Origin of the sequence: Cupriavidus metallidurans CH34 (genome assembly GCF_000196015.1) — a bacterium.
GTDB classification, from domain to species: domain Bacteria; phylum Pseudomonadota; class Gammaproteobacteria; order Burkholderiales; family Burkholderiaceae; genus Cupriavidus; species Cupriavidus metallidurans.
In genome coordinates this window covers 3,446,646-3,473,220 of sequence record NC_007973.1, presented here as the reverse complement: position 1 = coordinate 3,473,220, position 26,575 = coordinate 3,446,646, and the positions used below count along the sequence as shown (strand labels likewise).

Annotated in this window: 25 protein-coding genes; 12 read left to right on the top strand and 13 right to left on the bottom strand. The window is 65.7% G+C overall.

Going from position 1 to position 26,575, the window contains the following annotated elements:
• Window positions 1-114 precede the first annotated feature (114 nt).
• Genes RMET_RS16030 through RMET_RS16015 form a run of 4 tightly spaced genes read left to right on the top strand, consistent with a single transcriptional unit; the run spans window position 115 to window position 2,977 of the window.
• On the top strand, window positions 115-1,128 hold the full coding sequence (locus tag RMET_RS16030) for a DUF2157 domain-containing protein (RefSeq protein WP_011517678.1): 1,014 nt from the start codon (window positions 115-117) through the stop codon (window positions 1,126-1,128).
• Complete coding sequence (locus RMET_RS16025; protein WP_011517677.1) at window positions 1,125-2,252, top strand: DUF4401 domain-containing protein; 1,128 nt, start codon at window positions 1,125-1,127, stop codon at window positions 2,250-2,252. The genes RMET_RS16030 and RMET_RS16025 overlap by 4 nt, the downstream gene beginning before the upstream one ends.
• Window positions 2,249-2,749 carry a GDYXXLXY domain-containing protein gene (locus RMET_RS16020; protein WP_011517676.1) on the top strand — a complete coding sequence of 167 codons (501 nt, stop codon included), beginning with the start codon at window positions 2,249-2,251 and terminating at the stop codon, window positions 2,747-2,749. The genes RMET_RS16025 and RMET_RS16020 overlap by 4 nt, the downstream gene beginning before the upstream one ends.
• 42 nt (window positions 2,750-2,791) lie before the next feature.
• Window positions 2,792-2,977, top strand: coding sequence for a hypothetical protein (locus tag RMET_RS16015; RefSeq protein WP_011517675.1), 186 nt, complete (start codon window positions 2,792-2,794; stop codon window positions 2,975-2,977).
• A 104-nt stretch (window positions 2,978-3,081) separates the two neighbouring features.
• On the opposite strand, the gene ychF is transcribed toward RMET_RS16015, so the two are convergent.
• Window positions 3,082-4,173, bottom strand: a complete 1,092-nt coding sequence (ychF, locus tag RMET_RS16010) for a redox-regulated ATPase YchF (protein ID WP_011517674.1) — start codon at window positions 4,171-4,173, stop codon at window positions 3,082-3,084.
• Between the two features lie 314 nt (window positions 4,174-4,487).
• Window positions 4,488-5,543, bottom strand: coding sequence for a phosphatase PAP2 family protein (locus tag RMET_RS16005; protein ID WP_080710376.1), 1,056 nt, complete (start codon window positions 5,541-5,543; stop codon window positions 4,488-4,490).
• A gap of 81 nt (window positions 5,544-5,624) precedes the next feature.
• On the opposite strand from RMET_RS16005, the gene RMET_RS16000 reads away from it, so the two are divergent.
• From RMET_RS16000 to RMET_RS15980, 5 genes are all read left to right on the top strand, one after another.
• Entirely contained in the window at window positions 5,625-7,049 is a 1,425-nt protein-coding gene (locus tag RMET_RS16000) for a UbiH/UbiF family hydroxylase (RefSeq protein WP_011517672.1), read from the top strand.
• Between the two features lie 112 nt (window positions 7,050-7,161).
• Entirely contained in the window at window positions 7,162-7,920 is a 759-nt protein-coding gene (locus RMET_RS15995) for a DsbC family protein (protein ID WP_011517671.1), read from the top strand.
• A gap of 110 nt (window positions 7,921-8,030) precedes the next feature.
• On the top strand, window positions 8,031-9,032 hold the full coding sequence (gene acuI, locus RMET_RS15990; protein WP_011517670.1) for an acrylyl-CoA reductase (NADPH): 1,002 nt from the start codon (window positions 8,031-8,033) through the stop codon (window positions 9,030-9,032).
• A gap of 64 nt (window positions 9,033-9,096) precedes the next feature.
• Window positions 9,097-10,911, top strand: coding sequence for a M61 family metallopeptidase (locus RMET_RS15985; RefSeq protein ID WP_011517669.1), 1,815 nt, complete (start codon window positions 9,097-9,099; stop codon window positions 10,909-10,911).
• Window positions 10,912-10,996: 85 nt separating this feature from the next.
• Window positions 10,997-13,369: an FUSC family protein gene (locus RMET_RS15980; protein ID WP_011517668.1), complete on the top strand. Its 2,373-nt coding sequence runs from the start codon at window positions 10,997-10,999 to the stop codon at window positions 13,367-13,369.
• A 79-nt stretch (window positions 13,370-13,448) separates the two neighbouring features.
• Here the strand turns inward: RMET_RS15980 and RMET_RS15975 are convergent, their stop codons facing one another.
• Window positions 13,449-14,795 (bottom strand): ABC transporter ATP-binding protein, encoded by a 1,347-nt coding sequence (locus RMET_RS15975; RefSeq protein ID WP_011517667.1) that lies wholly within the window; start codon window positions 14,793-14,795, stop codon window positions 13,449-13,451.
• A 10-nt stretch (window positions 14,796-14,805) separates the two neighbouring features.
• Window positions 14,806-16,551 (bottom strand): ABC transporter permease, encoded by a 1,746-nt coding sequence (locus RMET_RS15970; RefSeq protein WP_008647147.1) that lies wholly within the window; start codon window positions 16,549-16,551, stop codon window positions 14,806-14,808.
• A gap of 330 nt (window positions 16,552-16,881) precedes the next feature.
• Between RMET_RS15970 and RMET_RS15965 the strand changes: the two genes are divergently transcribed.
• Complete coding sequence (locus RMET_RS15965; RefSeq protein ID WP_011517665.1) at window positions 16,882-17,169, top strand: acylphosphatase; 288 nt, start codon at window positions 16,882-16,884, stop codon at window positions 17,167-17,169.
• A gap of 61 nt (window positions 17,170-17,230) precedes the next feature.
• Here the strand turns inward: RMET_RS15965 and RMET_RS15960 are convergent, their stop codons facing one another.
• From RMET_RS15960 to rpe, 8 genes are all read right to left on the bottom strand, one after another.
• A complete protein-coding gene (locus RMET_RS15960; RefSeq protein WP_011517664.1) occupies window positions 17,231-18,001 on the bottom strand; it encodes a uracil-DNA glycosylase in 771 nt (256 codons plus the stop codon).
• Window positions 18,001-18,624 carry a CYTH domain-containing protein gene (locus RMET_RS15955; protein ID WP_011517663.1) on the bottom strand — a complete coding sequence of 208 codons (624 nt, stop codon included), beginning with the start codon at window positions 18,622-18,624 and terminating at the stop codon, window positions 18,001-18,003. The genes RMET_RS15960 and RMET_RS15955 overlap by 1 nt, the downstream gene beginning before the upstream one ends.
• Window positions 18,625-18,631: 7 nt before the next feature.
• Window positions 18,632-19,444 carry an indole-3-glycerol phosphate synthase TrpC gene (gene trpC, locus RMET_RS15950; protein ID WP_011517662.1) on the bottom strand — a complete coding sequence of 271 codons (813 nt, stop codon included), beginning with the start codon at window positions 19,442-19,444 and terminating at the stop codon, window positions 18,632-18,634.
• A 6-nt stretch (window positions 19,445-19,450) separates the two neighbouring features.
• Window positions 19,451-20,479, bottom strand: coding sequence for an anthranilate phosphoribosyltransferase (trpD, locus tag RMET_RS15945; RefSeq protein ID WP_035822072.1), 1,029 nt, complete (start codon window positions 20,477-20,479; stop codon window positions 19,451-19,453).
• Between the two features lie 50 nt (window positions 20,480-20,529).
• Window positions 20,530-21,099 (bottom strand): aminodeoxychorismate/anthranilate synthase component II, encoded by a 570-nt coding sequence (locus RMET_RS15940; protein ID WP_008647587.1) that lies wholly within the window; start codon window positions 21,097-21,099, stop codon window positions 20,530-20,532.
• Between the two features lie 23 nt (window positions 21,100-21,122).
• Window positions 21,123-22,649, bottom strand: a complete 1,527-nt coding sequence (trpE, locus tag RMET_RS15935; protein WP_008647586.1) for an anthranilate synthase component I — start codon at window positions 22,647-22,649, stop codon at window positions 21,123-21,125.
• Window positions 22,650-23,108: 459 nt separating this feature from the next.
• Complete coding sequence (gene gph, locus RMET_RS15930; RefSeq protein WP_011517660.1) at window positions 23,109-23,849, bottom strand: phosphoglycolate phosphatase; 741 nt, start codon at window positions 23,847-23,849, stop codon at window positions 23,109-23,111.
• Between the two features lie 21 nt (window positions 23,850-23,870).
• Window positions 23,871-24,572: a ribulose-phosphate 3-epimerase gene (rpe, locus tag RMET_RS15925; RefSeq protein WP_029308596.1), complete on the bottom strand. Its 702-nt coding sequence runs from the start codon at window positions 24,570-24,572 to the stop codon at window positions 23,871-23,873.
• A gap of 168 nt (window positions 24,573-24,740) precedes the next feature.
• On the opposite strand from rpe, the gene apaG reads away from it, so the two are divergent.
• Window positions 24,741-25,115: a Co2+/Mg2+ efflux protein ApaG gene (apaG, locus tag RMET_RS15920; RefSeq protein ID WP_008647582.1), complete on the top strand. Its 375-nt coding sequence runs from the start codon at window positions 24,741-24,743 to the stop codon at window positions 25,113-25,115.
• Window positions 25,116-25,133: 18 nt separating this feature from the next.
• Here apaG and RMET_RS15915 read toward each other — a convergent pair whose 3' ends face one another.
• Window positions 25,134-25,331 carry a hypothetical protein gene (locus RMET_RS15915; protein ID WP_011517658.1) on the bottom strand — a complete coding sequence of 66 codons (198 nt, stop codon included), beginning with the start codon at window positions 25,329-25,331 and terminating at the stop codon, window positions 25,134-25,136.
• 98 nt (window positions 25,332-25,429) lie between these two features.
• On the opposite strand from RMET_RS15915, the gene mltA reads away from it, so the two are divergent.
• Window positions 25,430-26,569 (top strand): murein transglycosylase A, encoded by a 1,140-nt coding sequence (gene mltA, locus RMET_RS15910; protein ID WP_029308595.1) that lies wholly within the window; start codon window positions 25,430-25,432, stop codon window positions 26,567-26,569.
• The last annotated feature ends 6 nt before the right edge of the window (window positions 26,570-26,575 follow it).

Below are 26,575 nucleotides of genomic sequence, written 5' to 3'. Positions count from 1 at the left end.
GAAAGGTCCGCGCGCCGTGCATATCAATTGGTCATCAATTGGTGACAGCGATGCTTTGGCCGAGCGCGTTTTTGTTACATTGCGATCCATGCCGACATTCGGGAGATCGACGGTTTGGAAACCTTCTCAAATCGCCGCGCCGCGCAGCAGGCGCTTGCTGACTGGTGTGCCCAGGGTCGCCTCGATGCGGCGGATCTGAGCACGGCCTGGGCGCCGACGCTGCCCGATCGCATGGACTGGCGCCGCTGGCTCGACCGCGCGCTGCTGATACTGGGGACGGCGCTGCTATGCGCCGGCGTGATCGTCTTCTTCGCCTTCAATTGGGCGGCACTCCACAAATTCACCAAGTTCGGGCTGCTGGCGGCGTTGCTGACCCTGCTGGCGGGCTTTGCCTCGTTGCGCCCGACCGACGATATGGCGGGTCGCGCCGCGTTGGGCGGCGCGCAGATCATGTCCGGCGTGCTGATGGCCGTGATCGGTCAGACCTACCAGACCGGCGCCGATGCCTGGCAGCTCTTCGCGCTCTGGACGCTGCTGGCGCTGCCCTGGGCGCTGGCCGCACGGGCTGCGCCGCATTGGTGGATCGTGCTGGTTGTCGGGAACGTAGCGCTGCTGCGATATGGCAGTGTGCGACTTGGCGTGGGCGGCATGTTCGAGTTGCTGTTCTCGGCGGACCATGCGCGCGAAACGATGCTGTTCCTGCTGGGTGCCGCGGTGGTCCAGCTAGCACTCTGGTACGGGCTGGCCGCCCGCGCGGGTAGCTGGGGCTTCCGGGGTGTCACCGGTCCCCGGCTGATCGGCATCCTGGCCTGCGCCTACGCGGGCTGGGTCGGGCTGATGAGTCTGCTGACCAGCCATGTCGAAGGCTCCGGCCTGCTGATCTGCATGGTGGCGCTGGTCGCGCTTGGCGCGTGGTTCCGCTGGCGCGCTTTCGATATCGTCGTGCTGAGCCTGGTTTGCCTGACCGGCATCGGCGTCATCATCTCGGCGGTTGGCCGCTGGCTGATCGATGCCTATGGCGACTTCGGATCGTTCCTGTTGCTCGCGCTGCTGACGGTCGGCCTGGCCGTCGTTGCTGCTACGTGGCTGCTGCGCGCATGGCGCGAAAAGAGCGGGAGGACGGCATGAGTACCGAACCATTCGAACGCCTGCTCTGGCAGCAACTTGCTGCTCGCGGTGCCGTGCAAGGCGAGTTCACGCCCGCGCTTCGCATGCCGTGGCCGATTCGCCTGCTGATGGGCGCGGCGGGCTGGCTCGGCGCGCTGTTCGCCCAATTGTTCCTGCTGGGCTCCGTGTTCGCCGTGACGCGGGGCAACGGCCCCGCTATCGCCATTACCGGGTTGCTGATGATTGGCGCGGCGATCCTGATGTATCGCACCACCAGTCAGGACAGCGCGCGCATCGCGCTGGGCCAGTTCGCGCTGGCCGCGAGTCTGGGCGGACAGGGCATGGTGATCGTTGGCGTGGGCGAGAGCCTTGGCATCGATCGGCTTTCGCAGACCGCTGTGTTCTGGCTGGGTGTGACCGCGCTGGAAGCCGTGCTGTTCGTGATCGTGCCGAACCGGCTGCATCGGTTCGTGGCGGTGACTGGCGGCTGGTCGGCAGCGACCATCGCGCTGTATATCGCGCTGGGCGGCTCCATGCGGAATCCGTTCCTGATGATGCCGCTCACGGTGGGCCTCCTGGGCGTGCTGGCGATGGCTGCCGTGATGGTCTTCGTGTTGAACGAGGCACGCATTGCGGCACGCGGGACACATGCGCTCTGGGAGCCCGCCGCCGACGCCACGTTGGTGTTCGGCCTGTCTTCGGCGCTAATCATCACTGGAACCGCGCTTCCGTCCGAGTTCCTGTTCGATGGCATCAGGCATTTGCAGACTCCCGGCAACTGGGTGCCCGGCGTGTTGGTCGGCGTCTGCCTGGTTGGCTTCGCGCAGATCGAGGGCGCGCGCATTCGCTGTGATGCCGGTATTCGTATCGGCCTGATGGTGCTGGCTGTGGCGTTCAGCGGCCTGATGGTGATGGCGCCGGCGGTCACGGCCGGCGTGCTTGCGCTGGCCATGGCATTGCGGCGCGCGTCGTTGCCGTGGATCGGGCTGGCCATCGCGGCGATTCTGCTCGGGTTTATCTGGTACTACAGCACGCTGCAGTGGACGCTGCTCGTCAAGTCGGTCACGCTCGCCGCCGCTGGCGTGTTGCTGCTGGCCGCGCGGCTTGCGCTGACCCGTATGCCACGCAAGGAGGCCATCGCATGAAACGCTGGATCATGATTGGATGGCTGCTGACCATCGCCGTGGCTGTGGCCGGCATCGTCGGCAAGGAGCGCGTGATCTCGCGTGGCGATGTGGTCTATCTGCGGCTGGCGCCGGTCGATCCACGGTCGCTGATGCAGGGCGACTACATGGCGCTGAATTTCGCCATCGGCATGGAAGTGTCGGCCGCGCATGGCCAGGATCAGACCGAGAATCGCCGTGACGAACTGGTGGTGATTCGCCGCGACGCCAGCAACGAGGGGCACTTCGTGCGCCTGCACAAGGGCGAGGCGCTGGCTGCCGGCGAGCAATTGCTGCGCGTGCAGAATGTCGCGTCGCGCTGGGGGCGGTCGAACGTGCAGGTATCGACCGATGCCTGGTTCTTCCAGGAAGGGCATGCCGAGCGCTTCTCGAAGGCGAGGTTCGGCGAGTTCCGGGTGGATGCCAGCGGGCAGGCCCTGCTGGTGGGAATGCGCGACGACAAGCTGGCGCCGATGTAGTGAGCGAGGCGCTGCAAGGGCGCCTCGTCGGCCTGCCGCGTCGTGATCCTGCTTCACGTTTGGCGCGGTGTTCCTGCTGTCCGCTTCTCGCGCACGCCGGAGGGCAAGGCCACCGTGGCGGCCTTCATGGACGCCTACAACAACATGGTCGTCTCGCTGCGCAACTACAAGGCGCAGGATGTGAAGGGCGGCCTGGGTCGCGGCGGCCAGCTCCAAGTCGGCTCGTAACGTCGATACCCTTCGGCGGAACTGGCCGAAACAAAAACGCCCACAACCTTGGAGGTTGTGGGCGTTTTTTATGGTCCGGGACCTCGGGAGGCGTCCCGAATGGCTTAGACGTTGAACAGGAAGTTCATCACGTCGCCATCGTGCACCACGTATTCCTTGCCTTCGGCGCGCATCTTGCCGGCTTCCTTGGCACCATGCTCGCCCTTGAACGCGATGAAATCATCGTACGCGATCGTCTGCGCGCGGATGAAGCCGCGTTCGAAGTCGGTGTGGATCACGCCCGCGGCCTTCGGGGCAGTGTCGCCCACATGGATGGTCCAGGCGCGCACTTCCTTCACGCCAGCGGTGAAGTATGTCTGCAGGCCAAGCAGCTTGAAGCCGGCGCGGATTACGCGGTCCAGGCCGGGCTCTTCCATGCCCAGGTCGGCCAGGAACTCGGCCTTGTCGGCGTCGTCCAGATCCGCGATCTCAGCCTCGATGGCGGCGCAGACGGCCACGACCGGCGAACCGGTGGTCTTGGCGTACTCGCGCACGGCGTCCAGGTGCGGGTTGTTCTCGAAACCGTCTTCACGCACGTTGGCCACGTACATGGTCGGCTTGGCGGTGATCAGGCAGAACGGGCGCAGGGCTTCCCATTCTTCCGGCGCGAGGTCCAGCGTGCGCACGGCCTTGGCTTGGTCCAGCACTGCCTGGGCCTTTTCGAGCACGGCCACCAGGCGCAGGGCTTCCTTGTCGCCGGCGCGGGCTGGCTTGATGTAGCGGGCCAGGGCCTTTTCCACGGTGGCCAGATCGGCCAGGGCGAGTTCGGTATTGATGACTTCGATGTCCGACAGCGGATCGACCTTGCCGGCGACGTGGATCACGTTGTCGTCCTCGAAGCAGCGCACCACGTGGGTGATGGCGTCAGTTTCGCGGATATTGGCCAGGAACTGGTTGCCCAGGCCTTCACCCTTCGACGCGCCAGCCACCAGACCGGCAATGTCGACGAACTCGACCGTCGCCGGCAGGATGCGCTCGGGCTTCACGATCTCGGCCAGCTTGGCCAGCCGCGGGTCCGGCACTTCCACGACGCCCACATTGGGTTCGATGGTGCAGAACGGATAGTTCTCGGCGGCGATGCCTGCTTTGGTCAGGGCGTTGAACAGCGTGGACTTGCCGACGTTGGGCAGGCCGACGATGCCGCATTTGAGGCTCATGGTAAACCTTTGAAGTCAATGGCTTACGACTGCCTGGCGCGCGGCTTGTCGCGTGGTGGGCGCCAGTCGATGACAGTCGGAAGTGAATTCGGGGAAGTGACGAGCAAGCACGGATCGCGGCGTTGGCTCACGGATCCTGCGCGTGCTTCATGCACGAAAGGGGCAATTGTAACCCTAGTAACCGTAGTAACCCTATCGGACGCCTTGATTAGAAAGGGTTTGGGCCAGACGGCCGCAGTGTTGCCGGGTGATGCATGGCCCGGCCGATGCCCGCGCGGGTAACCGGAAGGTACGGTTGACCGTCTTCTCGCCGCTCAGATGCGGCGCCGGACCATTGCTCGGATCGGCATGGCGCGATCGGACATCTTGCGGAAGATCAGAATGACCGCGACTCCGCACGCAATGCCCGCCAGCACATCCGCCAAGTAATGACCACCCTGCGTCGGTGTCGAAGCAATCATGACGATGTTGAGCATGACGGCGAGGGGAAAGACTGTTGGCAATCGTCGCAGCGCATAGGTGCAGATAATGGCCACCATCGTATGAAAGGAGGGCAGCGAAACCAGACCCTGCACGGGGTTGATGATCTGTAGCGAGCCGTTTCGCAGCAAATGGAAATGGGAAACCGTTTCCGAAGTGTTGGGAGCCGTGATGCCGAAATAGACAAAAGTACTGGAAGCCGGCACGGCGGTCGAAATAATCAAGAGTAGGGCCTCGGCCAACATGATCAGCAGGACAAACTCAGAAAGCTCTGCATGGTGGCGAGTCAGCCCCAGAATAATCGGTATGGTCAGAAGCTGAATATAAAAACTGAGATAAGCCGCTGCCAGGATTTGCCGCAGCGTTTCATAGGAATGGACCCAGCGATAGAAAGCCAGCCATTCGAAGCCGAGGGCTCGATCGAATGCCAGAAGCGTTTCATCCACCAGTGGGGCGCTGACGGTTGTGCACAGGTACTGCAGCGTATTGCACGCGACGATGAAACAAGCGAGCAGTACGACCCAGCATGTCACATTGGCGATTTCGCCAAGGCGTATTTTCTCCGTCAATGGTGCGTACCGATTGATTCGACTGAGGCCGTACAGGAATGTCGACACGAGAAGAAGGCCAATCGCCGACTGAATGGTGCTCATTGCGAGCCCATCCTCCACGTCATATTCCGTAGCTGAAAACCATATCCAGTCGACGCCAGCCAGCAGTAAAGTCAGAAACCATCCAATCAGATAGCGGCGCAGGTTCGAGCGATCCATTGTTGTTGTGGTTTTTTGGTATTGCTGCGAGAGGGAAGGGGGCCCTTGCGGCCAGCGTACACGCAAAGCAAAAATCCAGGCAAGCGATTCAAAGTGCGAAATGACCTCGACGTGGGGCATTTTCGATGGCACTCGCTTATTGCTTGCGGGATAAGAAGAAAATGACCTGCGGACCGGACGGCGCAGGTCGCCTTGACGGCAATGCCGGCTTCGGGCGGTCGGGTGCGCCGGCCGGGAGGCAAGCGGCAGAACCGGTCCGTATGCGTGTCCGAACCGATCACGCGGATGGAGCCCCCGTCACGTCGCTATAATTCAGGGATGTCCGGACCTGCCGCATCGGTGTCACGCACCGTCACTTCTTCCATGTCCTCGAATTCCTCTTCCCGCTTCCAGGTCGCCGTGGTCGGCGGCGGCATTGTTGGCAAGGCCTGCGCGCTGCTGCTGGCGCAGCAGGGTATGCAGGTGGCGCTGGCGGCGCCCCGGCCCGCTGCTGAGGGGGCCCGCCGGGGGGGCGATGACTGGGATGCCCGCATCTACGCGTTTTCCGCCAGTTCGCAGGCGCTGCTGGAGCGGCTGCGTGTCTGGGAGGCGCTGGACCCGGCGCGTGTGCAGCCCGTGCGCGACATGCGTGTGTTTGGTGATGAGAGTGCTGCCGAGACCGATCCCTCGCTCGATGGGGATCTGCATTTCTCGGCCTACGCCGCCGCCGTGCCGCAGCTCGCGTGGATCGTCGAATCTGGGCACGTCGAGCGCGTGCTCGACACCGCGCTGCGATTCCAGCACCAGGTGAAATGGTTCGACGACACGGCCACCGGGCTCGAGCGCGACGTCGACGGTGTGACGCTGACGCTGGCCAGCGGCGCACAAGTTCGCGCCAATTTGTTGGTTGGGGCCGACGGGTCCCGGTCCTGGGTGCGCCAGCAATGTCATATCGGCACCACGCAGCGGCGGTATCGGCAGCTTGGCGTGGTGGCCAACTTCCAGTGCGAACTGCCGCACCAGGAAACCGCCTGGCAATGGTTCCTGGGGGCGCCGGAGAAGTTGATGGCTGACGAGGAACCGGCCAACGGCGAAATCCTGGCGATGCTGCCGTTGCCGGGCAATCGGGTGTCGATGGTGTGGTCGGCCGATGAGGCACACGCCCACGACCTCCTCGCGTTGTCGCCCGAGGCGCTGGCCGCGACCGTGGCCCAGGTAGCCAGCGGCGCGGTGGGCGCCCGCTTTGGCGCACTGCGCTGCATCACGCCGGCGCAGGGCTTCCCGCTGGTGCTGCAGCGCGCCGAGCAGTTCGTCCAGCCGCACGTGGCGCTGGTCGGCGATGCCGCGCACGTGGTCCATCCGCTCGCCGGGCAGGGCATGAACCTGGGTTTGCGCGATGTGGTGGAACTCGGGCGGGTGATGGCCGACAAAGAGTCGTTCCGTTCGGAAGGGGATTTGCGCCTGTTGCGCCGCTACGAGCGCGCGCGCGCTACCGATTTGCTCTCGCTGACCGCCGCCACCGATGGCTTGCACCGGTTGTTCTCGCTGCCCGGCACGCCGGCGCGTGTGGTGCGCAATCTGGGGATGCGGGCGGTGGGCAGCCAGGGGCTGATCAAGCGGCTCCTGATCGGCCACGCGCTCGGGTGATGCAAGCCGGAAGAGGCGAATCCACAAACGAGCCACAAACCAGCCCATTAACGATTTACCATTCACGAACAAGCCGGCACACTGACCGGCGCATCGTTTTCCTGGAGTCACTATGTTCCAAATGTTCCGCCGCCGTTCCGCTCGCTTCGCCGCAATCGCGGCTCTGGCAAGCGGCGTGGGCGCCGCCGGCTATGCCCTGCACGCGCTGGCCGCGGACGAGCCGGGCACGGATCGCATCAAGGCGTCGATCCAGAAGATCCTGGGTGGCCGCGCCGAGGTCAAGAGCGTGACCAAGGCGCCGGTGCCAGGCCTGTACGAAGTCAACGTCAGCGGCCAGCTTGTCTATACCGACGCCACCGGTCGCTACATCATCAACGGCGAACTGATCGACACCAAGACCAACACGAACCTGACCGAGGAGCGTCTGGCCGAGTTGAACAAGATCAAGTGGTCGGATCTGCCGCTGTCGCGCGCCATCAAGTGGACCAAGGGTGACGGCAGCCGCACCGTGGCGGTGTTCTCGGACCCGAACTGCGGCTACTGCAAGAAGATCGAGCAGACCTTCCAGCAGATGGACAACATCACGGTCTACACCTTCCTCTATCCGGTGCTGTCGCCGGATTCCACGGTGAAGGCAAAGCAGGTGTGGTGCTCGGCCGATCGCACCAAGGTCTGGCGCGACTGGATGCTGAACCACGTGGCGCTCACCGGCAACGGATCCTGCAAGACGCCGGTCGATGAGAACCTCGAGCTTGGCCACAACCTGAACATCACGGGCACGCCGGCGGTGTTCTTCTCCGATGGCACGCGAATCCCTGGAGCCGCTGACGCGGCCACGCTGGAACGCAAGCTCGCCAGCCTGAAAAAATAAGACCGACGCCGGACCCCATCCGGCTGTATGAAGCGGCCGGTTGCTACCGGCCGCTTTGCATTTCCGCGCCCCGGATTGATTTCGAAAACGACGACGAAAACGGAGACACCATGACGTTCCAGGCCCTGTTGCTGACCCAGACCGATGGCAAGACGCACGCGGAGATCGCGCAGGTCGACGAGAGCCAGTTGCCCGCTGACGGCAACGTGCTGGTCGAAGTCGATTACTCCACGATCAACTTCAAGGACGGACTGGCGATCACCGGCCGTTCGCCCGTGGTGCGCAAATGGCCGATGGTGGCCGGCATCGACGGTGCGGGCACCGTGCTGCAATCGGCCGACCCGCGCTGGAAGGCCGGCGACCGTGTGGTGCTGAACGGCTTTGGTGTCGGCGAGACGCATTGGGGCTGCCTGGCCCAGCGCGCGCGGCTCAAGGGCGAGTGGCTGGTCCGCCTGCCCGACGCGTTCACCACGCGCCAGGCCATGGCGATTGGCACGGCGGGTTACACGGCGATGCTGTCGGTGCTGGCGCTCGAGCGCGGTGGCGTGAATGGACCTGTGCGTCCCGGCGATGGCGATGTGCTCGTGACCGGCGCATCGGGCGGGGTGGGCTCGGTGGCGATAGCGGTGCTGTCGAAGCTCGGCTATCGCGTGACCGCATCGACGGGAAAGACGTCGGAGGCAGACTTCCTGCGCGCGCTGGGTGCGGCGGAGGTGATCGACCGCGCCGAACTCGGCACGCCGGGCAAGCCGCTGCAGAAGGAACGCTGGGCAGCCGTGGTCGACTCCGTCGGCTCCTATACGCTCGTCAATGCCTGCGCCCAGGTGCGGTACGGCGGCGTGGTCACGGCATGTGGACTGGCGCAGGGCATGGATTTTCCGGCTTCGGTGGCGCCGTTCATCTTGCGTGGCGTGACGCTGGCCGGCATCGATAGCGTGATGGCGGCGATGCCGCTGCGCGAAACCGCGTGGAAGCGTCTGGCGCAGGATCTGGCGCCAGACCGGTTGCAGGCCATCACGCGCGAGATTCGGCTGGCGGAGGCCATCGACGCGGGGCACAAGATCGTCGATGGCGGCATGCGCGGACGCGTGGTGGTCAACGTCAACCGCTGAAGGCGGCGGTTGCCGCGCACTGGCGTCCCGGGCCGGTCCGGGACGTGACGCTACAATCGTGACCATGACGCCGATCCGCTACGCCATCGCCCCGCTTCATCCGGAAGCCCACCTGTTCGCCGTCACCGTGACGGTGGATGTTCCCGATCCCGCTGGCCAGGTTTTCACGCTCCCTGCGTGGATTCCGGGCAGCTACATGATTCGCGACTTCGCCCGCAATATCGTCCGCATCCGGGCCGATGCGGGCGACGTGGCGGTGCCGCTGACCAAGCTCGACAAGCAGAGCTGGCAGGCCGCGGCGCTGGCGGCGGATGCCGGGCCGCTAGTGGTCAGCTACGAGGTGTACGCGTGGGATTTGTCGGTGCGCGCCGCGCATCTCGATACCACGCACGGCTTCTTCAATGGCAGTTCGGTGTTCCTGCGTGTGGTCGGGCAGGACGATGGTCCGTGCTCGGTCGATATCCACGCGCCCGCGGGCGAAGCCTATGCCGACTGGCGCGTTGCTACAGCATTGCCCGAGGCACGCGGCCCCGGTGGCGCGCGGCGTTACGGCTTCGGACGCTACCAGGCCGCCGACTACGATGAACTGATCGACCATCCGGTGGAGATGGGCACGTTCGCGCTGGCCAGCTTCCGCGCCTGCGGCGTGCAGCATGACGTGGTCTTCACGGGCAAGGTGCCGCAGCTTGACCTGCAGCGCGTCTGCCGCGACCTGAAGAAGATCTGCGAGGCGCAGATCAAGCTGTTCGAGCCGCGCTCGGCCCGTGCGCCGATGCTCGACAGCAACCGCCGCTACGTGTTCATGACGATGGTCACGACCGACGGCTATGGCGGCCTGGAGCATCGCGCCAGCACGGCACTGATGTGCGCGCGTAACGATCTGCCCGCACGCGGCGACAGCGAGGCCAGCGAGGGGTATCGCACCTTCCTTGGCCTGTGCAGCCACGAGTATTTCCACACCTGGAACGTCAAGCGGATCAAGCCGGCGGCATTCGTGCCCTATCAGCTCGAGAGTGAGACCTACACGCCGCTGCTCTGGTTGTTCGAAGGCTTCACGAGCTACTACGACGATCTGGTTCTGGTTCGCACCGGGCTGGTGACCGACCAGCAATACGTCGAGATGCTGGGCAAGACCTGGAACGGCGTGCTGCGCGGCAGCGGCCGCACCAAGCAGAGCGTGGCGGACAGCTCGTTCGATGCCTGGACCAAGTACTACCGCCAGGACGAGAACGCGCCGAACGCCATCGTCAGCTACTACACCAAGGGTTCGCTGGTGGCGCTGGCGCTGGACCTGACGATCCGCGAGAAGACGCGCGGCCGCAAGTCGCTCGATGACATCATGCGCGCGCTATGGCAACGCTACGGGCGCGACTTCTACGCGCCGGGCGCCGCGCAGCGCGGCGTGACCGAGGCGGAGGTCTACGCGCTGTTCGATGATGTCACCGGCCTGAAGCTCGGTGCCCTGTTGCGCGCGCTGACCGAGGGCACGGGCGAGATCGGACTGGTGCCGTTGTTCCGTGCGTTCGGGGTCAAGGCGGAAGTCCAGAAGCCGGACGGCACGGCCGCGCTCGGCATCAAGACGGCCAAGCAGGACGGCTGGGTGCGCGTGAGCCAGGTGCTCGACGGTGGGGCGGGGCAGAAGGCCGGGCTGTCGGCGGGCGACCTGCTGGCCGCCGTCGACGGGCTGCGCGTGGCGCCGGGTCAGCTTGAAAAGCTGCTCGGGCGTTACCGGGCGGGCGATCGCGTGGAACTCCACGTGTTCCGGCGCGATGAACTGCAGGTATTGCCGGTGACGCTGGCGCGTGAGCCGGCGGTGCAGTACAAAGTGTCGGTGGAAACGGGCAAGCATGTCGGGAGAGCGCGCTGGCTTGGCCAGTAACCTGCCTGCCACCCTACCGTCGCCGCCCTGGCGACGGCAGGGCTCCCCTTTGACCCGGCCGACCCGGCATTTGTAATCGCCCCCCATGGAATACGCGCACGATCCCCGCACGTTCCTTTACTCGCACTACATCTACCGTGGCCTGCGCTCGGCCACGGGGGTCATCGGCATGACGCTGCTGGCCATGCAGTTCATGGACCTGCCCAGCGCGATGGTCGTCTCGATGGGCGCGCTGTGCACCAGCCTGATGGACCTGCCGAGCCCGCTGAACCACAAGTTCAACGAGATGCTGGCTAGCGTGCTGCTCTGCACGGCGGTGACCGTGGTGGTGGCGCTGGCCACGCCGTTCCCGCGCGTGATGCCGTTCGTGCTGGTGCTGGTCACATTCCTGGCCGGCATGATGACGGTCTACGGCAACAAGACCATGCCGTTGCAGTTCTCGATGTTGTTCGTCATGACGCTGACGATCAACGAGGAATTCGTCGTGCGCACGGCCTTGTCTCACGCGGGACTGTTCGGCGTGGGCGCACTGGGCTACTTGCTCTACGCGATCAGCGTGGCCTGGTTCATGGAACGCCGCACGCGGCAGCAGATCCTGGCGGAGTCGCTCTACGAGATGGCGGCCTACCTCGACATCAAGGCGGGGTTCTACGACGCCGGCACCGACTACGACGAGCTGTTCAACCGGCTGGTGCGCCAGCAGATCGTGGTGGCCGAGCGCCAGCAGGCTGCGCGCGACATGGTGCTGCGCGGCAACAAGACACCGTTCGATGGGCTGCTGGTGCGGGTGCACCTGCGCATGCTGGAACTCTACGAGTATCTGCTGTCGACCAATACCGACTATCCGTTGCTGCGGCAGACGTTCGGCGGCACGCCGGTGCTCGACGCGTTGCGCCGGCTCGTGCGCGGGCTCTGCAAGGACCTCGAGGAAATCGCCTACGACATCACGCGCGGGCGGCCGTCGTACAGCGCGCACGACTACGCGGCGGACCTGCGCGCGGTGGAAAGCGAGATCGCCCAGCTGCGCCACCTCAATGTGTCGGCCACGGCGATGACGGCACTGGTCGATACCTTCGACATGATTCGGGGCGCGGTCACGCTGATGGGGCAATTGCACGAGGCTTCGCGCACGCCGGTGGAGCCGGCCCAGGTGCTGCCTGGTTCGGACATGACACCGTTCCTGACGCGCCAGAAGTACGAACTGGGCGTGGTGCTCGACAGCCTGAACTGGCGCTCGCCGGCGTTCCGGTTCGCGGTGCGCATCACGCTGGCGGTGGGGACTGGGCTATTCCTGGGCGAGCATTTGCCGTACGCGTCGCACAGCTACTGGATCCTGCTGACCATCGTGGTGATCCTGAAGCCGAACTTCAGCATGACCAAGCAGCGCTACAACGATCGTCTGATCGGCACGCTGATCGGCTGCATCATCAGCGTCGGCATCCTGCACTGGATTCATGCGCCGCTGGTGCTGTTGGGTGTGCTCTATCTGGCGCTCGTGGCCAGCGCGGCGTTTTCCACGATCAAGTACCGCTACACCGCGATTGCCGCCTGTGTGCAGGTGCTGATCCAGATAAACCTGCTGATTCCGGGCAGCCAGACGGTGGTGGGCGAGCGGCTGGTCGATACCGTGATTGGCGGGATCATCGCGTCCGTGTTCAGCTTCGTGCTGCCGAGCTGGGAGTACCGCGCTATTCCGAAGCTGGTGGAGAACGTGCTGCAGGCCAACCGTCGCTACATTGCGGCCACGCGGGATCTGCTGCTGCGCAAGGCGCAGGACGACTTCGCATACCGTGTGCAGCGCAAGCAGTTCATGGATGCGCTGTCGGCGCTGATCTCGTCGTTCCAGCGCATGCTCGACGAGCCGCGCAGCCGGCAGCGCGCGGTGGATAACTTGAGCCGCTTCATCGTGCAGAACTACCTGGTGGCCGCGCACGTGGCCGCTGCGCGGATCCAGGTGCGGCAGCACTACGGCGAACTGGATGTGCCGGCAGCCGAGGCCTCGATTGAGCAGGCGACCGAGGCGGCCGTGCGGTCGTTGACGCTGGCCAGCGAGCGGCTGGCGGGCGAGGAACGGCATGGGGCGCGTGGCGCGGGGTTCATCCGCACACCGACAGAGGCGGCGGTGGCCGGCGTGGGCATGGTCCATCAGAGCGCGCCGTCCTCGGCCACGGATACCACGGACGATGACGCGAGCGAGCGCCGCGCGCGCATCGCGGACTCGGCGGATCGTCGCAAGGCCGAGGTGCTGGCGCAGGCCGCGGCGGCCGGCGAGATCGGTGCGGCCGAGCCGATTCAGCGGTCGCAGGACCAGCGTGCCGAGTCCACCGCGAGTGCTTCCGGGCGTGCCGCCAATGCGGTGCTGGAGCGCCGCCTGCGCGCGCTGCGCGAGGACGCGGCGAAGATCGCGCTGCGTACCGGCGCGATCGGCCGGGCGATCCGGACGCCGTGGAAGGGGTGATCGAACGGAATCGTGACGGGTTCTCTCTCCTCTCCCATGTGGCGGGCGAGGAGAGAAAACCCGCGGCATTGACGCTGACCTAGACCTTCCCAGTCGCCCCGGCTTCCTCCACGTCGGGCAGCTTGAACACGCCACTGTTGAACGAGTAGCCGTAAACCTCGCCGTACCGGCCCCAGTCGATCGCGATCGTCAGCACGCGCTGGGCCTCTTCCGGCTTCAGGAATGCCTGCATCTCGCGCAGGACGGTTTCCTCGCCAACCTCGCCGTCCTCGCTCTCTTCCAGCTCGCGCCGGATGTGAGCGGCCAGCGCCACGTGGCTCAGCAACTGCTTGCCGAACACGACCTTGCGTTCGGAGGGCTCGGTCTCGTAGTAGCTGCGGCCGAGCGCCGTCGATGTGATGTCGCCGCGCTCGATGGTCGCCAGCCCCAGCAACTGCATGGCCTCGCAGGCCGGCAGCAGTTCGTCGTCGGTCAGCCCGGCTTCGTCGGCCAGGTGCGGCAGGTCGGCGCGGCCGAAGAACGGCGATTCGTGCAGCAGGTCGAGAATGGCCTCCATCTGGCCGATGTCGGCTTCTGGCAGGCGGTAGCCGATCTGCTGCGCGGCAGCCATCGCGGGCACGCGCGGCCCCAGCGCCGCCGGCGAGGTCATCAGCGTGTAGACCTCGTCGATCAGCGCGCGCACCTGGGCGCTGTCGCGATTGCGCGGGCGCGCGAACGGCACCCGTACCTCGGCGCGCACGCGCCCCGGGTCGCTCGACAGGATCACGATCCGGTCGGCCATCATCACCGCTTCCTCAATGTTGTGCGAGACGATCAGGATGCTCTTGATGTTGGCGCGGCCCGATTCCCACAGGTCGAGCATTTCGTCGCGCAGCGTTTCGCCGGTTAGCACGTCAAGCGCCGAGAACGCCTCGTCCATCAGCAGCAGGTCCGGCTGCGTCACCAGCGCCCGGGCTATGCCCACACGCTGCCGCATGCCGCCGGACAGTTCACGCGGCAACGCGCTGTTGAAGCCCGAGAGGCCGATCATGTCGATGGCCGCTTCGGCGCGCCGCGCGCGTTCCGCCTTCGGCACGCCCTGCGCTTCCAGCCCAAGTTCCACGTTCTGCTGCACCGTCAACCACGGGAACAGCGCGAACGACTGGAACACCATGGCGATGCCTTCGGCCGTGCCGACCAGCTTCTGGCCACGGAACCGCACCTCGCCGCGATCCGCGCCGACCAGGCCGGCCATGATCCGCAGCAGCGTCGATTTGCCGGAGCCGGACTTGCCGAGCATGGCGACGATCTCGCCTTCACGCAGCGTGAGGTTGACGCCTTCGAGCACGGCGCGATCGGTATGGTCGGCGGTGCGGAATACCTTGCCCACGCCATGCAGTTCGATGACGGATGGGGCCAGTCTGGATGGGTTGTCGTGCAGTGCCATCGTGCGAATGTCAGAGTCGGGTGCGCAACTGCGCGAGATCGTAGAGGCGGTTCCAGAGCAGCCGGTTGAAGCCGACCACGAACAGCGCCATCACGCCGATGCCGAGTGCGATGCGTGGGAAGTCGCCCCGCGCGGTCATTTCGGCGATGTAGCTGCCCAGGCCGGTGGCTACGAGCGTGCGATCGCCCCAGGTCACGTATTCCGAGACGATACTCGCATTCCAGGACCCGCCTGCGGCCGTGACCAATCCGGTCAACAGGCTCGGGAACACGGCGGGAATCAGGAAGCGGCGCCACATCAGCCAGCCCTTGAGCCCGAAGTTGCGCGCGGCCAGCCGCAGTTCGGTGGGAATGCCGGAAGCCCCGGCCACCACATTGAACAGGATGTACCACTGGGTGCCGAAGATCATCAGCGGGCTGAGCCAGATCTCCGGATTGAGCCCGAACCTGACGATTGCCATCACGGCCAGCGGGAACATCAGGTTGGCCGGAAAGGCGGCCATGAACTGCGCGATCGGCTGGGCGATGCGCGCCACGGACGGGTTCAGGCCGATGCGGATGCCGATCGGCACCCAGATCAGCGCCGCCAGCGCGATCAGCACGATCACGCGCGTCATCGTCAGCACGCCAAGCCACAGCACGTGCGCGGCCTCGCCCCAGCCCACCTCGCTGTGCACGAAGTGCACCACGCGATAGAGCGCCGCCAGCGCGATGACGATGATCACCGTATCGCGCAGGCGTTCGAGCCAGGGGCTCCAGCGGGCCGGCGCGGCGGGCAGCACCACCATGTTGCGGTGGCGGGCGCTCCACGCCAGCGTGCGTCCGCCGAGGCTGGCGGTCCACTTGAGCAGCGCATGGACCCATGCGGAACGGCGCAGCAGGTCGAGCAGCCAGGACTGGGGCATGGTGTCCTGCGCCAGCGTTTCGAAGCGGAAGCGGTCGGCCCAGGCCACCAGCGGGCGGAACAGGAACTGGTCGTAGATCAGGATGCCGACCAGCATCGCCACGATGGCCCAGCCGATTGCTGGCAGGTTCTGCTGCTGGATCGCCAGCGCGATGTACGAGCCGATGCCGGGCAGGCGGATGTCATGGCCGGATACTGAAATGGCTTCCGAAGCGACCACGAAAAACCAGCCGCCGGACATCGACATCATCATGTTCCACAGCAGGCCGGGCATGGCGTACGGCACTTCGAGCCGCCAGAAACGCTGCCAGGGCGAAAGCCGGAACATTGCCGCGGCTTCGATGAGATCGCCGGGGATGGTGCGGAACGACTGATACAGGCTGAAGGCCATGTTCCAGGCCTGCGACGTGAAGATCGCGAAGATCGCCGCGCATTCCACGCCGACCAGGCTGCCGGGGAACAGGGCGATGAAGCCGGTGACCGTGATCGACAGGAAACCGAGCACCGGGATCGACTGCAGGATGTCCAGCGCCGGCACCATCACTTTCTCGGCGGTGCGATTGCGCGACGCGATGGCTGCGAAGGCGAACGAGAACAGCAGCGATGCCGCCAGCGCCGCCAGCATCCGGATGCTGGTGCGCATCAGATAGTAGGGCAGGCTGGCGACGTCCAGTTGTACGGACAGCGCATCGCCAGGCTGGTACGGCACGACCATCTGCTTGGCCGCAAAGGCCACGATGACGATGACCGCGAGGATGATCGGCAGCAGTGCGAAGTCGAACCGGTTTGGGGGCGCGGTCAGCAGGGGACCGACGTAGCCGGGTGCGGGTTGGTTATCTTGCGTTGGTGGCATGGGCACGGCCCTTCGTTTCGGAACCGCCGCACCCCCTCCATCGATCCCTCGCCCGCAGGCGGGGAGGGCGGCCAACACCGCGCAATTCCAACGCTGTCGGTTCGCGCCCCTTTCTCGCAGGCGGGAGAGGGGCTGGGGGAGAGGGCAAAGGCATCGTATGCTGATGACCTAACGCCCAAGCGGGCCAGGTAGTGTACCTAGAGACGCTATCAAAATGATTCCGGCGTCGTTGCGTGGCCTTGCCGTACTACTTGTACTGTCTGCGGCCATGCGTCCGGCCAGAATCGCTTCGCTTCATTTTGATAGCGCCCCTCAGTATGGAAGCAAATCATGACAACCACGACGGAAACCTGGCAATTGTTCGCCCACGGCCGTGTGCAGGGTGTGGGGTATCGTGCCGCATGTGCGGACCGGGCGACATCGCTCGGTCTGGGCGGGTGGGTGCGCAACCGTGTCGATGGCAGGGTGGAGGTGCTGGCCAGCGGGCCGCGCGAGCGCCTGGAGGCGCTACGCGTGTGGATGGAAGCGGGGCCGCCCGCAGCGCAGGTGTCGAAGGTGGAAGTGGCTCAGGCGGCGCCGCAGCTGTTCGATCGATTCGACTGGCTGCCCACGGCCTGAGTAATCGCTTGAGCGGCGGCCTGCATGTCGGCCCGCTCGTCGGCCCGGTCGGCCCGATCGGTCAGGTCGCCTGCCAGTCGATACCGTCACGGCCGTGGCGCTCGAGCCAGTCGTTGGCCTGACGGAAATGGCCGCAGCCCAGGAATCCCCGGTGCGCTGACAGCGGCGACGGATGCGGCGCTTCCAGCACGCAATGCGTCTGGCCTTCGAGCAAGGCGCGCTTGGCCTGCGCGTGGCTGCCCCAGAGCAGGAACACCAGGTTCGGCCGCGATGCCGCCAGCGCGTGGATCACGCAGTCGGTCACAGCTTCCCAGCCGCGCTTCGCATGACTGGCGGCCTGTCCCTGCTCGACCGTCAGTACCGTGTTCAGCAGCAGCACGCCCTGACGTGCCCAGCCTTCCAGATTGCCCGACGCACGCGTCGGCGCCACGCCGTATTCCGCGCCGATCTCCTTGAAGATGTTGCGCAGGCTTGGTGGCACCTTGACGCCCTCGGGTACGGAGAAGGCCAGCCCGTGTGCCTGCGGGATCTCCAGTCCATCCACGACGCCGGTGCCGTGGTACGGGTCCTGACCAAGGATCACGACCTTGACCGCGTCTGGCGGCGTCAGGTGCAGGGCATGGAATACCGCGTGTGGAAACACCGGCTTGCCCGCCGCGCGTTCTTCGTCGACGAACGCGCACAGCGACGACCATTCGGCCTTGCCCAGGCATGGCGCGAGCAAGGTTCGCCAAGCGGCGGGCAGGGCATTGGCCTGCTCCTGCAGGCTGACGGTCTGGGGTGCGGCGCTGGAAGTTTCCGGCGTGTCGGGCGCAAACAGGTCGGCTTGCATCAAGATGGGGTGGTGAGACGGTAGCCGCGCGCGGCCTTGCTGAGGTCCGAAGGGGTCAACGGGGCGATGTGGGCGAGGCGCAGGGCGAACGCGCGCAATGCGGCTTCGACATGGCGTTCGTCAGCCCCATCGCGCGGCAGCCATTCCAGTTCGAGTTCCTGGATACGCTCGGTCCGCGACGTGCCGGGGGCGCTGATCGCGCCGGTGTCGAGCGCGGCCTCGATGCGCTCGCCATCCTGTTCGACGATCCAGGTGCGGCGGGCGAAGTCGGTCCGGAATACCGGAGCGAGCCGGTCTGCCAGCGGCGTCAGCACGGCGCGGGCATCGTCGGGGAAGCACGACAAGTCGATGGCCTCGCCCGCGACTGGCGTTTCCCATTCGTGGCGGGCAGCCAGGCCGGCGGCGCTGTGGCCAGCGGTCTTCAGCGTTTGCAGCCACTGCTCGCCCTTCCTGCGCAGGCGCAGTGCCGCGCGGGCCTGCGCCAGATCCCGGGTGGGGGTGTCGAGGTAGACGTTCAGCAACGTCAACTCGCCACGTGGCTGCCCGTTGGCGTCGAGCCAGGCCGCCACCGCGGCAAGCGCGGCGTCGGGCACGGCCAGTTTCAGTTCGATCTCGATGCCCATCTGGGAATCACGAGAACAGGCGGGCCAGTTCCACGCCCGGCTCCGGCGCGCGCATGAACGCTTCGCCGACCAGGAAGGCGTGGACGTCGGCGTCGCGCATCCGCTTGACGTCGTCGGGCCCGAGGATGCCCGATTCGGTTACCACGAGCCGGTCGGCCGGCATGCGCGGCAGCAGGTCCAGCGTGTTGTCCAGCGAGACCTCGAAGGTGCGCAGGTTGCGGTTGTTCACGCCCAGCAGCGGCGTCTTCAGTCGCAGCGCACTATCGAGTTCCTCGCCGCCGTGGACTTCCACGAGCACATCCATGCCGAGTTCGTGCGCGCACGCTTCCAGCTCGGCCATCAGGCCGTGGTCGAGCGCGGAGACGATCAGCAGGATGCAGTCGGCGCCCCAGGTGCGGGCTTCGTAGACCTGGTACATATCGACCATGAAGTCCTTGCGCAGCGCCGGCAGCGGGCAGGCGCCACGCGCGCGCTTCAGGTACTCGGCATGACCCTGGAAGAAATTCACGTCGGTCAGCACGGACAGGCACGCCGCGCCATGGGCGGCGTAGCTTTCGGCGATGGCCTCCGGCACGAAGTTCTCGCGCAGCACGCCCTTCGACGGCGAGGCTTTCTTGACCTCGGCGATCACGCCGGCGTTGCCGGCCGCGATCTTGTCGCGCAGTGCGCGCTCGAAGCCACGCGGGGCCATGCCGGTTTCGTGACGCAGGCTCTCGGCCTCGGCACGCAGGCTCGGCAGGTCGCGCTTCTTGCGCGCGGCTGCCACCTCATCGGCCTTCACGGCCAGGATCTTTTCCAGGATGTCGGACTTGGCTGACATGGGGGCTCACTTGAATTGCTGGGTGGCGCGCACGAACTGGTCGAGCTTCTCGCGAGCGGCGCCACTGGCGATGGCTTCGCGCGCGCGGCGGATACCATCCTCGATCGAACTGGCCACATTGGCCGCGTAGAGCGCGGTGCCGGCGTTCAGCGACACGATTTCGCGCGGGGTGCCGGGCACATCGCTCAGCGCCTCCAGCAGCATTTCCTTCGACTCGACGGCGTCTGCCACCTTCAGCCCGCGGTTCGAGATCATCGACAGGCCGAAGTCTTCAGGATGGATCTCGTACTCGCGCACTTCGCCGTCCTTGAGTTCGCCCACCAGGGTTGCCGCGCCGAGCGACACCTCGTCCATGCCGTCCTTGCCGTAGACCACGATCGCGTGTTGCGCGCCCAGGCGCTGCATCACGCGCACCTGGATGCCGACCAGGTCCGGATGGAACACGCCCATCAGGATGTTCGGCGCATCGGCAGGATTGGTCAGGGGGCCGAGAATGTTGAAGATGGTGCGCACGCCCATTTCCTTGCGGATCGGCGCCACGTTCTTCATGGCCGGATGATGGGTCGGGGCGAACATGAAGCCGATGCCGGTCTGCTCGATGCACTCGCCTACCTGCTCCGGCGTCAGCATGATGTTCACGCCCAGCGCCTCGAGCACGTCGGCACTGCCGGACTTCGACGACACGCCACGGTTGCCATGCTTGGCGATCTTCGCGCCAGCGGCAGCGGCGACGAACATCGACGCGGTGGAAATGTTGAACGTGTGCGAACCGTCGCCGCCGGTGCCGACGATATCCACGAAGTTCTCGCGGTCCTTGACGGTCACGTGATTGGCGAACTCGCGCATCACCTGTGCCGCCGCCGAGATCTCGCCGATCGTCTCTTTCTTGACGCGCAGGCCGGTCAGGATGGCCGCCGCCATCACGGGGGAAATCTGCCCCTGCATGATCTGCCGCATCAGGTGCAGCATTTCGTCATGAAAGATCTCGCGGTGCTCGATGCAGCGCGTCAGTGCTTCCTGCGGCGTGATGGACATGGCGGATTCTTGGGCAGAGTGTGCGGCGAAAGCGGAGAAATCGGTGCGCCTCATCGTGGCGCCTTGATGAAGTTGGCCAGCAGCGCATGGCCGTGTTCGGACAGGATCGATTCCGGATGGAACTGCACACCCTCGACGGCCAGCGTCTTGTGGCGCACACCCATGATCTCGCCGTCCGGCGTCCAGGCGGTGACAGCCAGGCAATCGGGCAGCGTTTCGCGCTCGATAGCCAGCGAATGATAGCGCGTCACGTCGAAGTGTTTGGGCAGCCCGGCGAAGACGCCTTCCTGCGTGGTCTCGATCGTGCTGACCTTGCCGTGCATCACCTGCTTGGCGCGGATCACCTTGCCGCCGAACGCCTCGCCAATGGCCTGATGGCCCAGGCACACGCCCAGCAGCGGAATCTTGCCCGCGAAGTGTTGCAGCACGGGCACCGAGATGCCGGCCTCGTGCGGGCTGCACGGCCCCGGCGACACGCAGATGTGGTCGGGCTTGAGCGCTTCGATTTCCTCGATCGTGATCTCGTCGTTGCGGAAGGTCCGCACATCGGCGCCTAGTTCGCCGAAATACTGCACCAGGTTGTAGGTGAACGAGTCGTAGTTGTCGATCATCAGCAGCATGTTCGTTTCTCCTGTTCCTGGGCTCAGAGGTCGGCGTCCAGACCGTCCTGGACCTGTTCGGCGGCGCGGATCACGGCGCGTGCCTTCGCTTCGGTTTCCCTCCATTCGGCTTCGGGGTCCGAATCCGCCACGATGCCGGCCGCGGCCTGCACATAGAGATTGCCGTCCTTGATCACACCGGTGCGGATGGCAATGGCCAGATCCATCTCGCCGCCGAACGACAGGTAGCCCACGGCGCCGCCGTAGATGCCGCGCTTGCGCGGTTCCAGTTCATCGATGATTTCCATCGCGCGCACCTTCGGCGCGCCGGACAGTGTGCCGGCCGGGAACGTGGCGCGCAGCACGTCGAGGTTGCTGATGCCGTCGCGCAGCGTGCCTTCCACGGAACTGACAATGTGCTGCACGTGCGAGTACTTCTCGATCACCATCTTGTCGGTGACCTTGACCGAACCCGTTTCCGCGATGCGGCCGATGTCGTTGCGAGCCAGGTCGATCAGCATCACGTGCTCGGCGATCTCCTTCGGATCGTTGAGCAGTTCCGTGGCCAGTTGGGCATCGCGCTCGGGGGTGCTGCCGCGCGGGCGGGTGCCGGCCAGCGGGCGGATCGTGACGATGCGGGCATTCTGCGTGTCGCCGTTGGCCTGGGCGCCGCCGACCTTGCGGGTCTCCTGGCGTACCAGGATTTCGGGCGAGGCGCCCACCACCTGGAAATCGCCGAAGTTGTAGAAGTACATGTACGGCGACGGATTCAGCGAACGCAGCGCGCGGTAGAGCGACAGCGGCGAGTCCCGATACGGCTTCATCAGGCGCTGGCCCACCTGCACCTGCATCATGTCGCCGGCCATGATGTATTCCTTGGCCTTGTGCACGGCGGCCAGGTAGTCGGGCTTGGCGAATTCGCGATAGACCTCGGTCAGCACGGAGGGGCTCGTCACCGGCACATCCACGGGCTGGCGCAGCTTCATGCGCAGTTCGCGCAGGCGCTGGCGGGCGCGGGAATAGGCTTCCGGCGTGGTCGGGTCGGCGTAGACGATCAGGTAGAGCTTGCCGGACAGGTTGTCGATGACCGCCAGTTCCTCGCACAGCAGCAACTGGATATCGGGCAGGCCGAGGTCGTCCGGCATCTGGGTGTCGGCCAGCTTCTTTTCGATATAGCGGACCGCGTCATAGCCGAAGTAGCCGGCCAGACCGCCGCAGAATCGCGGCAATCCGGGGCGCAGCGCCACCTTGAAGCGGCTTTCGAACTCGGCGATGAAATCGAGCGGGTTGCCTTCGTGCGTCTCCACGACCTTGCCGTCGGTGACCACTTCGGCACGGTGCCCGTAGGCGCGCAACAGCGTGCGGGCATGCAGGCCGATGAACGAGTAGCGGCCGAAACGCTCGCCCCCGACCACCGATTCCAGCAGGAATGTGTTCACGCCACGCGTTTGCGACTGGGCCAGCTTCAGGTACAGCGACAGCGGGGTTTCCAGGTCGGCCAGCGCCTCGGCGATGATGGGAATGCGGTTGTATCCCTGGTCGGCCAGCGATTTGAATTCCAGTTCGGTCATGTCGATCCTCTTCTTGCGGCGCCCGCCACGATGGTCGGGTTCAGGCGGCGCCGCGTGTGTCGTCGGCAGGGGGAGGGCTGGAGAAGTTGCGGCAACCCGCCCCGGGAGCGGACCGTGTAGCACACGCGTTTGACGCACGCGCACACACGGCCGAAGGCGTGGCGTGCGGCGCGTTCATGAGCTAACCGTAGCACACAGGCATCTGGGCTACGGCGCTGGCGGAAGGATCTGCCGGAGACGTCGGTCGACAGTGGATCTGGACCGGGCCGGCGGAGCTTGGGGGGTGACTGCGGCGGACTTAATAAGTCCCGATGTATCCCCGCAAGCCCGTCAGGAAACTCGCGAACGCACTTTACGCCTGTTCAGAGGCGCGCCAGCGACGCCAGGGCCAAGCCTGCCGATCACTGCCAAGAAAGTTGCGTTTGCGGTTGAGGAACATTGAATGGTGTTCAGCCGGGTTTAGCGGTGTGTTGCCCGATGTGCGGCAAGAAGCGCAGCCACGCGGGCAATGTCGGCGACTATACCATCGGCGTCGACGTCTTGTACAGGATTGCCATGGTTGTAGCCATATGGCATCAAGAGCACTCCCATGCCCGCCGCACGTGCCGCCCGCGCGTCATTTTCGGAGTCGCCGATGGCCAGCACGGCCTCCGGATCGACCCGGAATGCCTCGGCCACCTTGAGCAGCGGATACGGATCGGGTTTGCGCAGGGCGAACGCGTCGCCGCCGTAGACCAGATCGAAATACTGGGCCAGGCCGGTACGGGCCAGCAGCGGCTCGGTGAAGTTCCACGGCTTGTTGGTCACGCAGGCCATGCGCAGGCCCATCGCCTTGAGCGCCGTCAGGCCCTCGCGGACATTCGGGTAGACGTTCGAAAACTGGCCGTTGATCCGCACGTACTCGCGGTCGTACAGCGCGTAGGCATCAGCGAACAGCCCGTTGGCGTGCAGTGGCGAGAAACGCGCGTCCAGCACGCGGCGGATCAGGTTCTCCGACCCCTTGCCGACGAAGCTGACAATGTCCTCCTGGGACATCGGCTCGACCGGGCCCAGGTTGGGATGCTTGTGCGCCAGGGCCAGCAGCATCGCGTTGACGGCGGCGTGAAAATCGCCAGCGGTGTCGACCATGGTGCCATCGAGGTCGACGATCACCGCCCGGATGGCGTGCCAGTCCGTGCGGCGCAGTATTTCGAGACTCATGCGCGTGACTTCCCTGCCTGATTACTTGCCAACCGTGGCCAATTCGGCCCGCAGCGCGCCGATGACGCCCTTGTAGCCGCCGTCGGCGTCCGGCTTGCCGAATACGGCGGAGCCCGCCACGAACGTATCCGCGCCCGCCGCGGCGATCTCGGCGATGTTGTCCACCTTCACGCCACCGTCCACTTCCAGCAGGATCCGGCGGCCCGTGCGCGCGGTGTACGCGTCGATGCGCTGGCGCACGGCGCGCAGCTTGTTCAGCGTCTCGGGAATGAAAGACTGGCCGCCGAATCCCGGGTTCACGGACATCAGCAGGATCACGTCCAGGCGGTCCATCACGTGGTCCAGGTAGTGCAACGGCGTGGCCGGGTTGAACACCAGGCCGGCCTGGCAGCCGTTGTCGCGGATCAGCGCGAGCGAGCGGTCGATATGGTCGCTGGCCTCGGGGTGGAATGTGATGATGTTGGCGCCGGCGCGGGCAAAGTCCGGGATGATGCGATCCACCGGACGTACCATCAGGTGCACGTCGATTGGGGCGGTGACGTGCGGGCGGATCGCCTCGCAGACCAGCGGCCCCACGGTCAGGTTGGGCACGTAGTGGTTGTCCATCACATCGAAATGGATCCAGTCCGCGCCGGCTTCGGTGACGCGGCGCACTTCCTCGCCCAGGCGGGCAAAGTCGGCGGACAGGATGGACGGGGCAATGCGGAAGGTGGGGCTGCTCATGATATTCGGGCGGGCTGAAGGCGGAATGGGCGGTATTTTACGCCGGTCGGGCCCCCGGAGTCGGGACGAACGCCTGGCCGGGCCGCTTGCCCCTGCCATGGCCTTGCCGCACAATGCGCAACACCCGGCCGCCGCGCGGCCTGCCGACCCTTCTTACCACGTCGATACATGAGCGAGTACGCATTTTCCGTGGCCGTGCGCACGCAGTACATGCCGGACCAATCGGACCCAGACCGTGGACGCTACGCGTTCGCCTACACCATCACGATCCACAACACCGGCGAAGTCGCCGCGCAGCTGATCTCGCGCCACTGGATCATCACCGACAGCGACAACTCGACGCAGGAAGTCTCGGGCCTGGGCGTGGTCGGCCATCAGCCGCTGCTCAAGCCGGGCGAGCACTTCGAGTATTCGAGCTGGGCGACGATCTCCACCCCGGTGGGATCGATGAAGGGCGATTATTTCTGCGTGGCCGAAGACGGCCACCGTTTCGAGGTGCCGATTCCCGAATTCGCGCTGGTGCTGCCCCGAATGCTGCACTGAACCGCCGCACGGCGGGAACTAGGCCTCGGGCGGCGTGTCTGCATCCGTCGAAGTCTGGTTGGCGCGGGACGGATGGTCCTGCGGCGCGCGCGTGGGGCGCGGATTCTTCTTGGCGGTGCTCATCGTCCAGACCACGATGAAGATCAGCAACAGCAGCGCCACGCCGGCTTCGGCGGCAAGTAGCAGGGTAGGGTGGTTTTCGAAGAACTGGCTCATCGCGAGGGGGTCAGTCGACGGATCGGGTTGAGATTGTAGGACATGCGCGGGTTTGTGGACTGTCTGACCGCCGGCCGTGTCCGCGAAGAATGGACAAGATGGCAAATCAGTATTCCCTGCGCGCCCCCCGCGCATCGTCGAGCAACACTTCCTGGCGCGGCTGGCTTGTCCTGACGGGCGCTGCCGCACTGCTGGCCGGCTGCATGAGCGGGCCGCCCCCGCGTATCGAAGGTCCGGGCGGCGTGCCGGGCGGGAAGGCGCCTGCTACCTCATCCGCGGCAGGCCGGTTGCAACCGGCGAGCTGGGCGGAAATCGGTGGCTGGAGCCAGGACGACGTGCGTGCCGCCTGGCCCGCGCTGCTGGCGAGCTGCCAGGCGCTGAAAAAGCGCGCCGACTGGAACCGCGTCTGCGCCGTCGGCCTGATGGTGGACGCCGGCGATCTCGAGGCGATGCGCGCGTACTTCGAAACCAACTTCCTGCCATACCGCGTGGTCAACGTCGATGGGACGGACAACGGGTTGATCACCGGGTACTACGAACCGATCCTGCACGGCTCCCGCACGCGTCAGGGTGCGTATCAGGTCCCGCTCTATCGCCGGCCGCCGCAACTCGGCAAGGGCATGTTGCCGCCGCGCGCCGAACTGCTGCAGAACCCGGCGATGCGTGGCAGCGAACTGGTCTGGGTGGATGATCCGGTCGAAGCCGCGTTCCTGCAGATCCAGGGCTCCGGCCGCATCCGCATGGCCGATGGCACGATGATGCGTGTCGGCTACGGCGGCACCAATGACCAGCCGTTCCGCTCATTCGGCAAATGGCTGCTCGACCGTGGCGAGATCACGCCGGCGCAGGCCACGATGCAGGGCATCAAGGCATGGGCGCGTGCCAACCCGGGACGCGTGGACGAAATGCTCAACGTCAATCCGCGCTTTGTGTTCTTCCGCGAATTGCCGCCCACCAACGAAGGACCGGTAGGCGCGCTGGGCGTGCCGCTTACGGCGGAACGCTCGATAGCAGTTGATCCCGCAACCATCCCGCTTGGCGTGCCGGTTTTCCTGTCGACCACACGGCCACTTTCCTCCGAACCGATTCAACGTCTGATGTTCGCGCAGGACACGGGCTCCGCCATCAAGGGTGGCGTGCGCGCGGACTTCTTCTGGGGCGCAGGCGACGCCGCCGGCGAGACCGCCGGCCGCATGAAGCAGGGTGGCAGGATGTGGGTCCTGATGCCGCGCAGCTGACGTCAT

Coding starts and splice junctions, on each gene's coding strand:
- RMET_RS16025 (WP_011517677.1), top strand. CDS start 1,125: ATGAGTACCGAACCATTCGAACGCCTGCTCTGGCAGCAACTTGCTGCT.
- RMET_RS16020 (WP_011517676.1), top strand. CDS start 2,249: ATGAAACGCTGGATCATGATTGGATGGCTGCTGACCATCGCCGTGGCT.
- ychF (WP_011517674.1), bottom strand. CDS start 4,173: ATGAGCCTCAAATGCGGCATCGTCGGCCTGCCCAACGTCGGCAAGTCC.
- RMET_RS16005 (WP_080710376.1), bottom strand. CDS start 5,543: ATGCCCCACGTCGAGGTCATTTCGCACTTTGAATCGCTTGCCTGGATT.
- RMET_RS16000 (WP_011517672.1), top strand. CDS start 5,625: ATGCCGGCTTCGGGCGGTCGGGTGCGCCGGCCGGGAGGCAAGCGGCAG.
- RMET_RS15995 (WP_011517671.1), top strand. CDS start 7,162: ATGTTCCAAATGTTCCGCCGCCGTTCCGCTCGCTTCGCCGCAATCGCG.
- acuI (WP_011517670.1), top strand. CDS start 8,031: ATGACGTTCCAGGCCCTGTTGCTGACCCAGACCGATGGCAAGACGCAC.
- RMET_RS15985 (WP_011517669.1), top strand. CDS start 9,097: ATGACGCCGATCCGCTACGCCATCGCCCCGCTTCATCCGGAAGCCCAC.
- RMET_RS15980 (WP_011517668.1), top strand. CDS start 10,997: ATGGAATACGCGCACGATCCCCGCACGTTCCTTTACTCGCACTACATC.
- RMET_RS15975 (WP_011517667.1), bottom strand. CDS start 14,795: ATGGCACTGCACGACAACCCATCCAGACTGGCCCCATCCGTCATCGAA.
- RMET_RS15970 (WP_008647147.1), bottom strand. CDS start 16,551: ATGCCACCAACGCAAGATAACCAACCCGCACCCGGCTACGTCGGTCCC.
- RMET_RS15965 (WP_011517665.1), top strand. CDS start 16,882: ATGACAACCACGACGGAAACCTGGCAATTGTTCGCCCACGGCCGTGTG.
- RMET_RS15960 (WP_011517664.1), bottom strand. CDS start 18,001: ATGCAAGCCGACCTGTTTGCGCCCGACACGCCGGAAACTTCCAGCGCC.
- RMET_RS15955 (WP_011517663.1), bottom strand. CDS start 18,624: ATGGGCATCGAGATCGAACTGAAACTGGCCGTGCCCGACGCCGCGCTT.
- trpC (WP_011517662.1), bottom strand. CDS start 19,444: ATGTCAGCCAAGTCCGACATCCTGGAAAAGATCCTGGCCGTGAAGGCC.
- trpD (WP_035822072.1), bottom strand. CDS start 20,479: ATGTCCATCACGCCGCAGGAAGCACTGACGCGCTGCATCGAGCACCGC.
- RMET_RS15940 (WP_008647587.1), bottom strand. CDS start 21,099: ATGCTGCTGATGATCGACAACTACGACTCGTTCACCTACAACCTGGTG.
- trpE (WP_008647586.1), bottom strand. CDS start 22,649: ATGACCGAACTGGAATTCAAATCGCTGGCCGACCAGGGATACAACCGC.
- gph (WP_011517660.1), bottom strand. CDS start 23,849: ATGAGTCTCGAAATACTGCGCCGCACGGACTGGCACGCCATCCGGGCG.
- rpe (WP_029308596.1), bottom strand. CDS start 24,572: ATGAGCAGCCCCACCTTCCGCATTGCCCCGTCCATCCTGTCCGCCGAC.
- apaG (WP_008647582.1), top strand. CDS start 24,741: ATGAGCGAGTACGCATTTTCCGTGGCCGTGCGCACGCAGTACATGCCG.
- RMET_RS15915 (WP_011517658.1), bottom strand. CDS start 25,331: ATGAGCCAGTTCTTCGAAAACCACCCTACCCTGCTACTTGCCGCCGAA.
- mltA (WP_029308595.1), top strand. CDS start 25,430: ATGGCAAATCAGTATTCCCTGCGCGCCCCCCGCGCATCGTCGAGCAAC.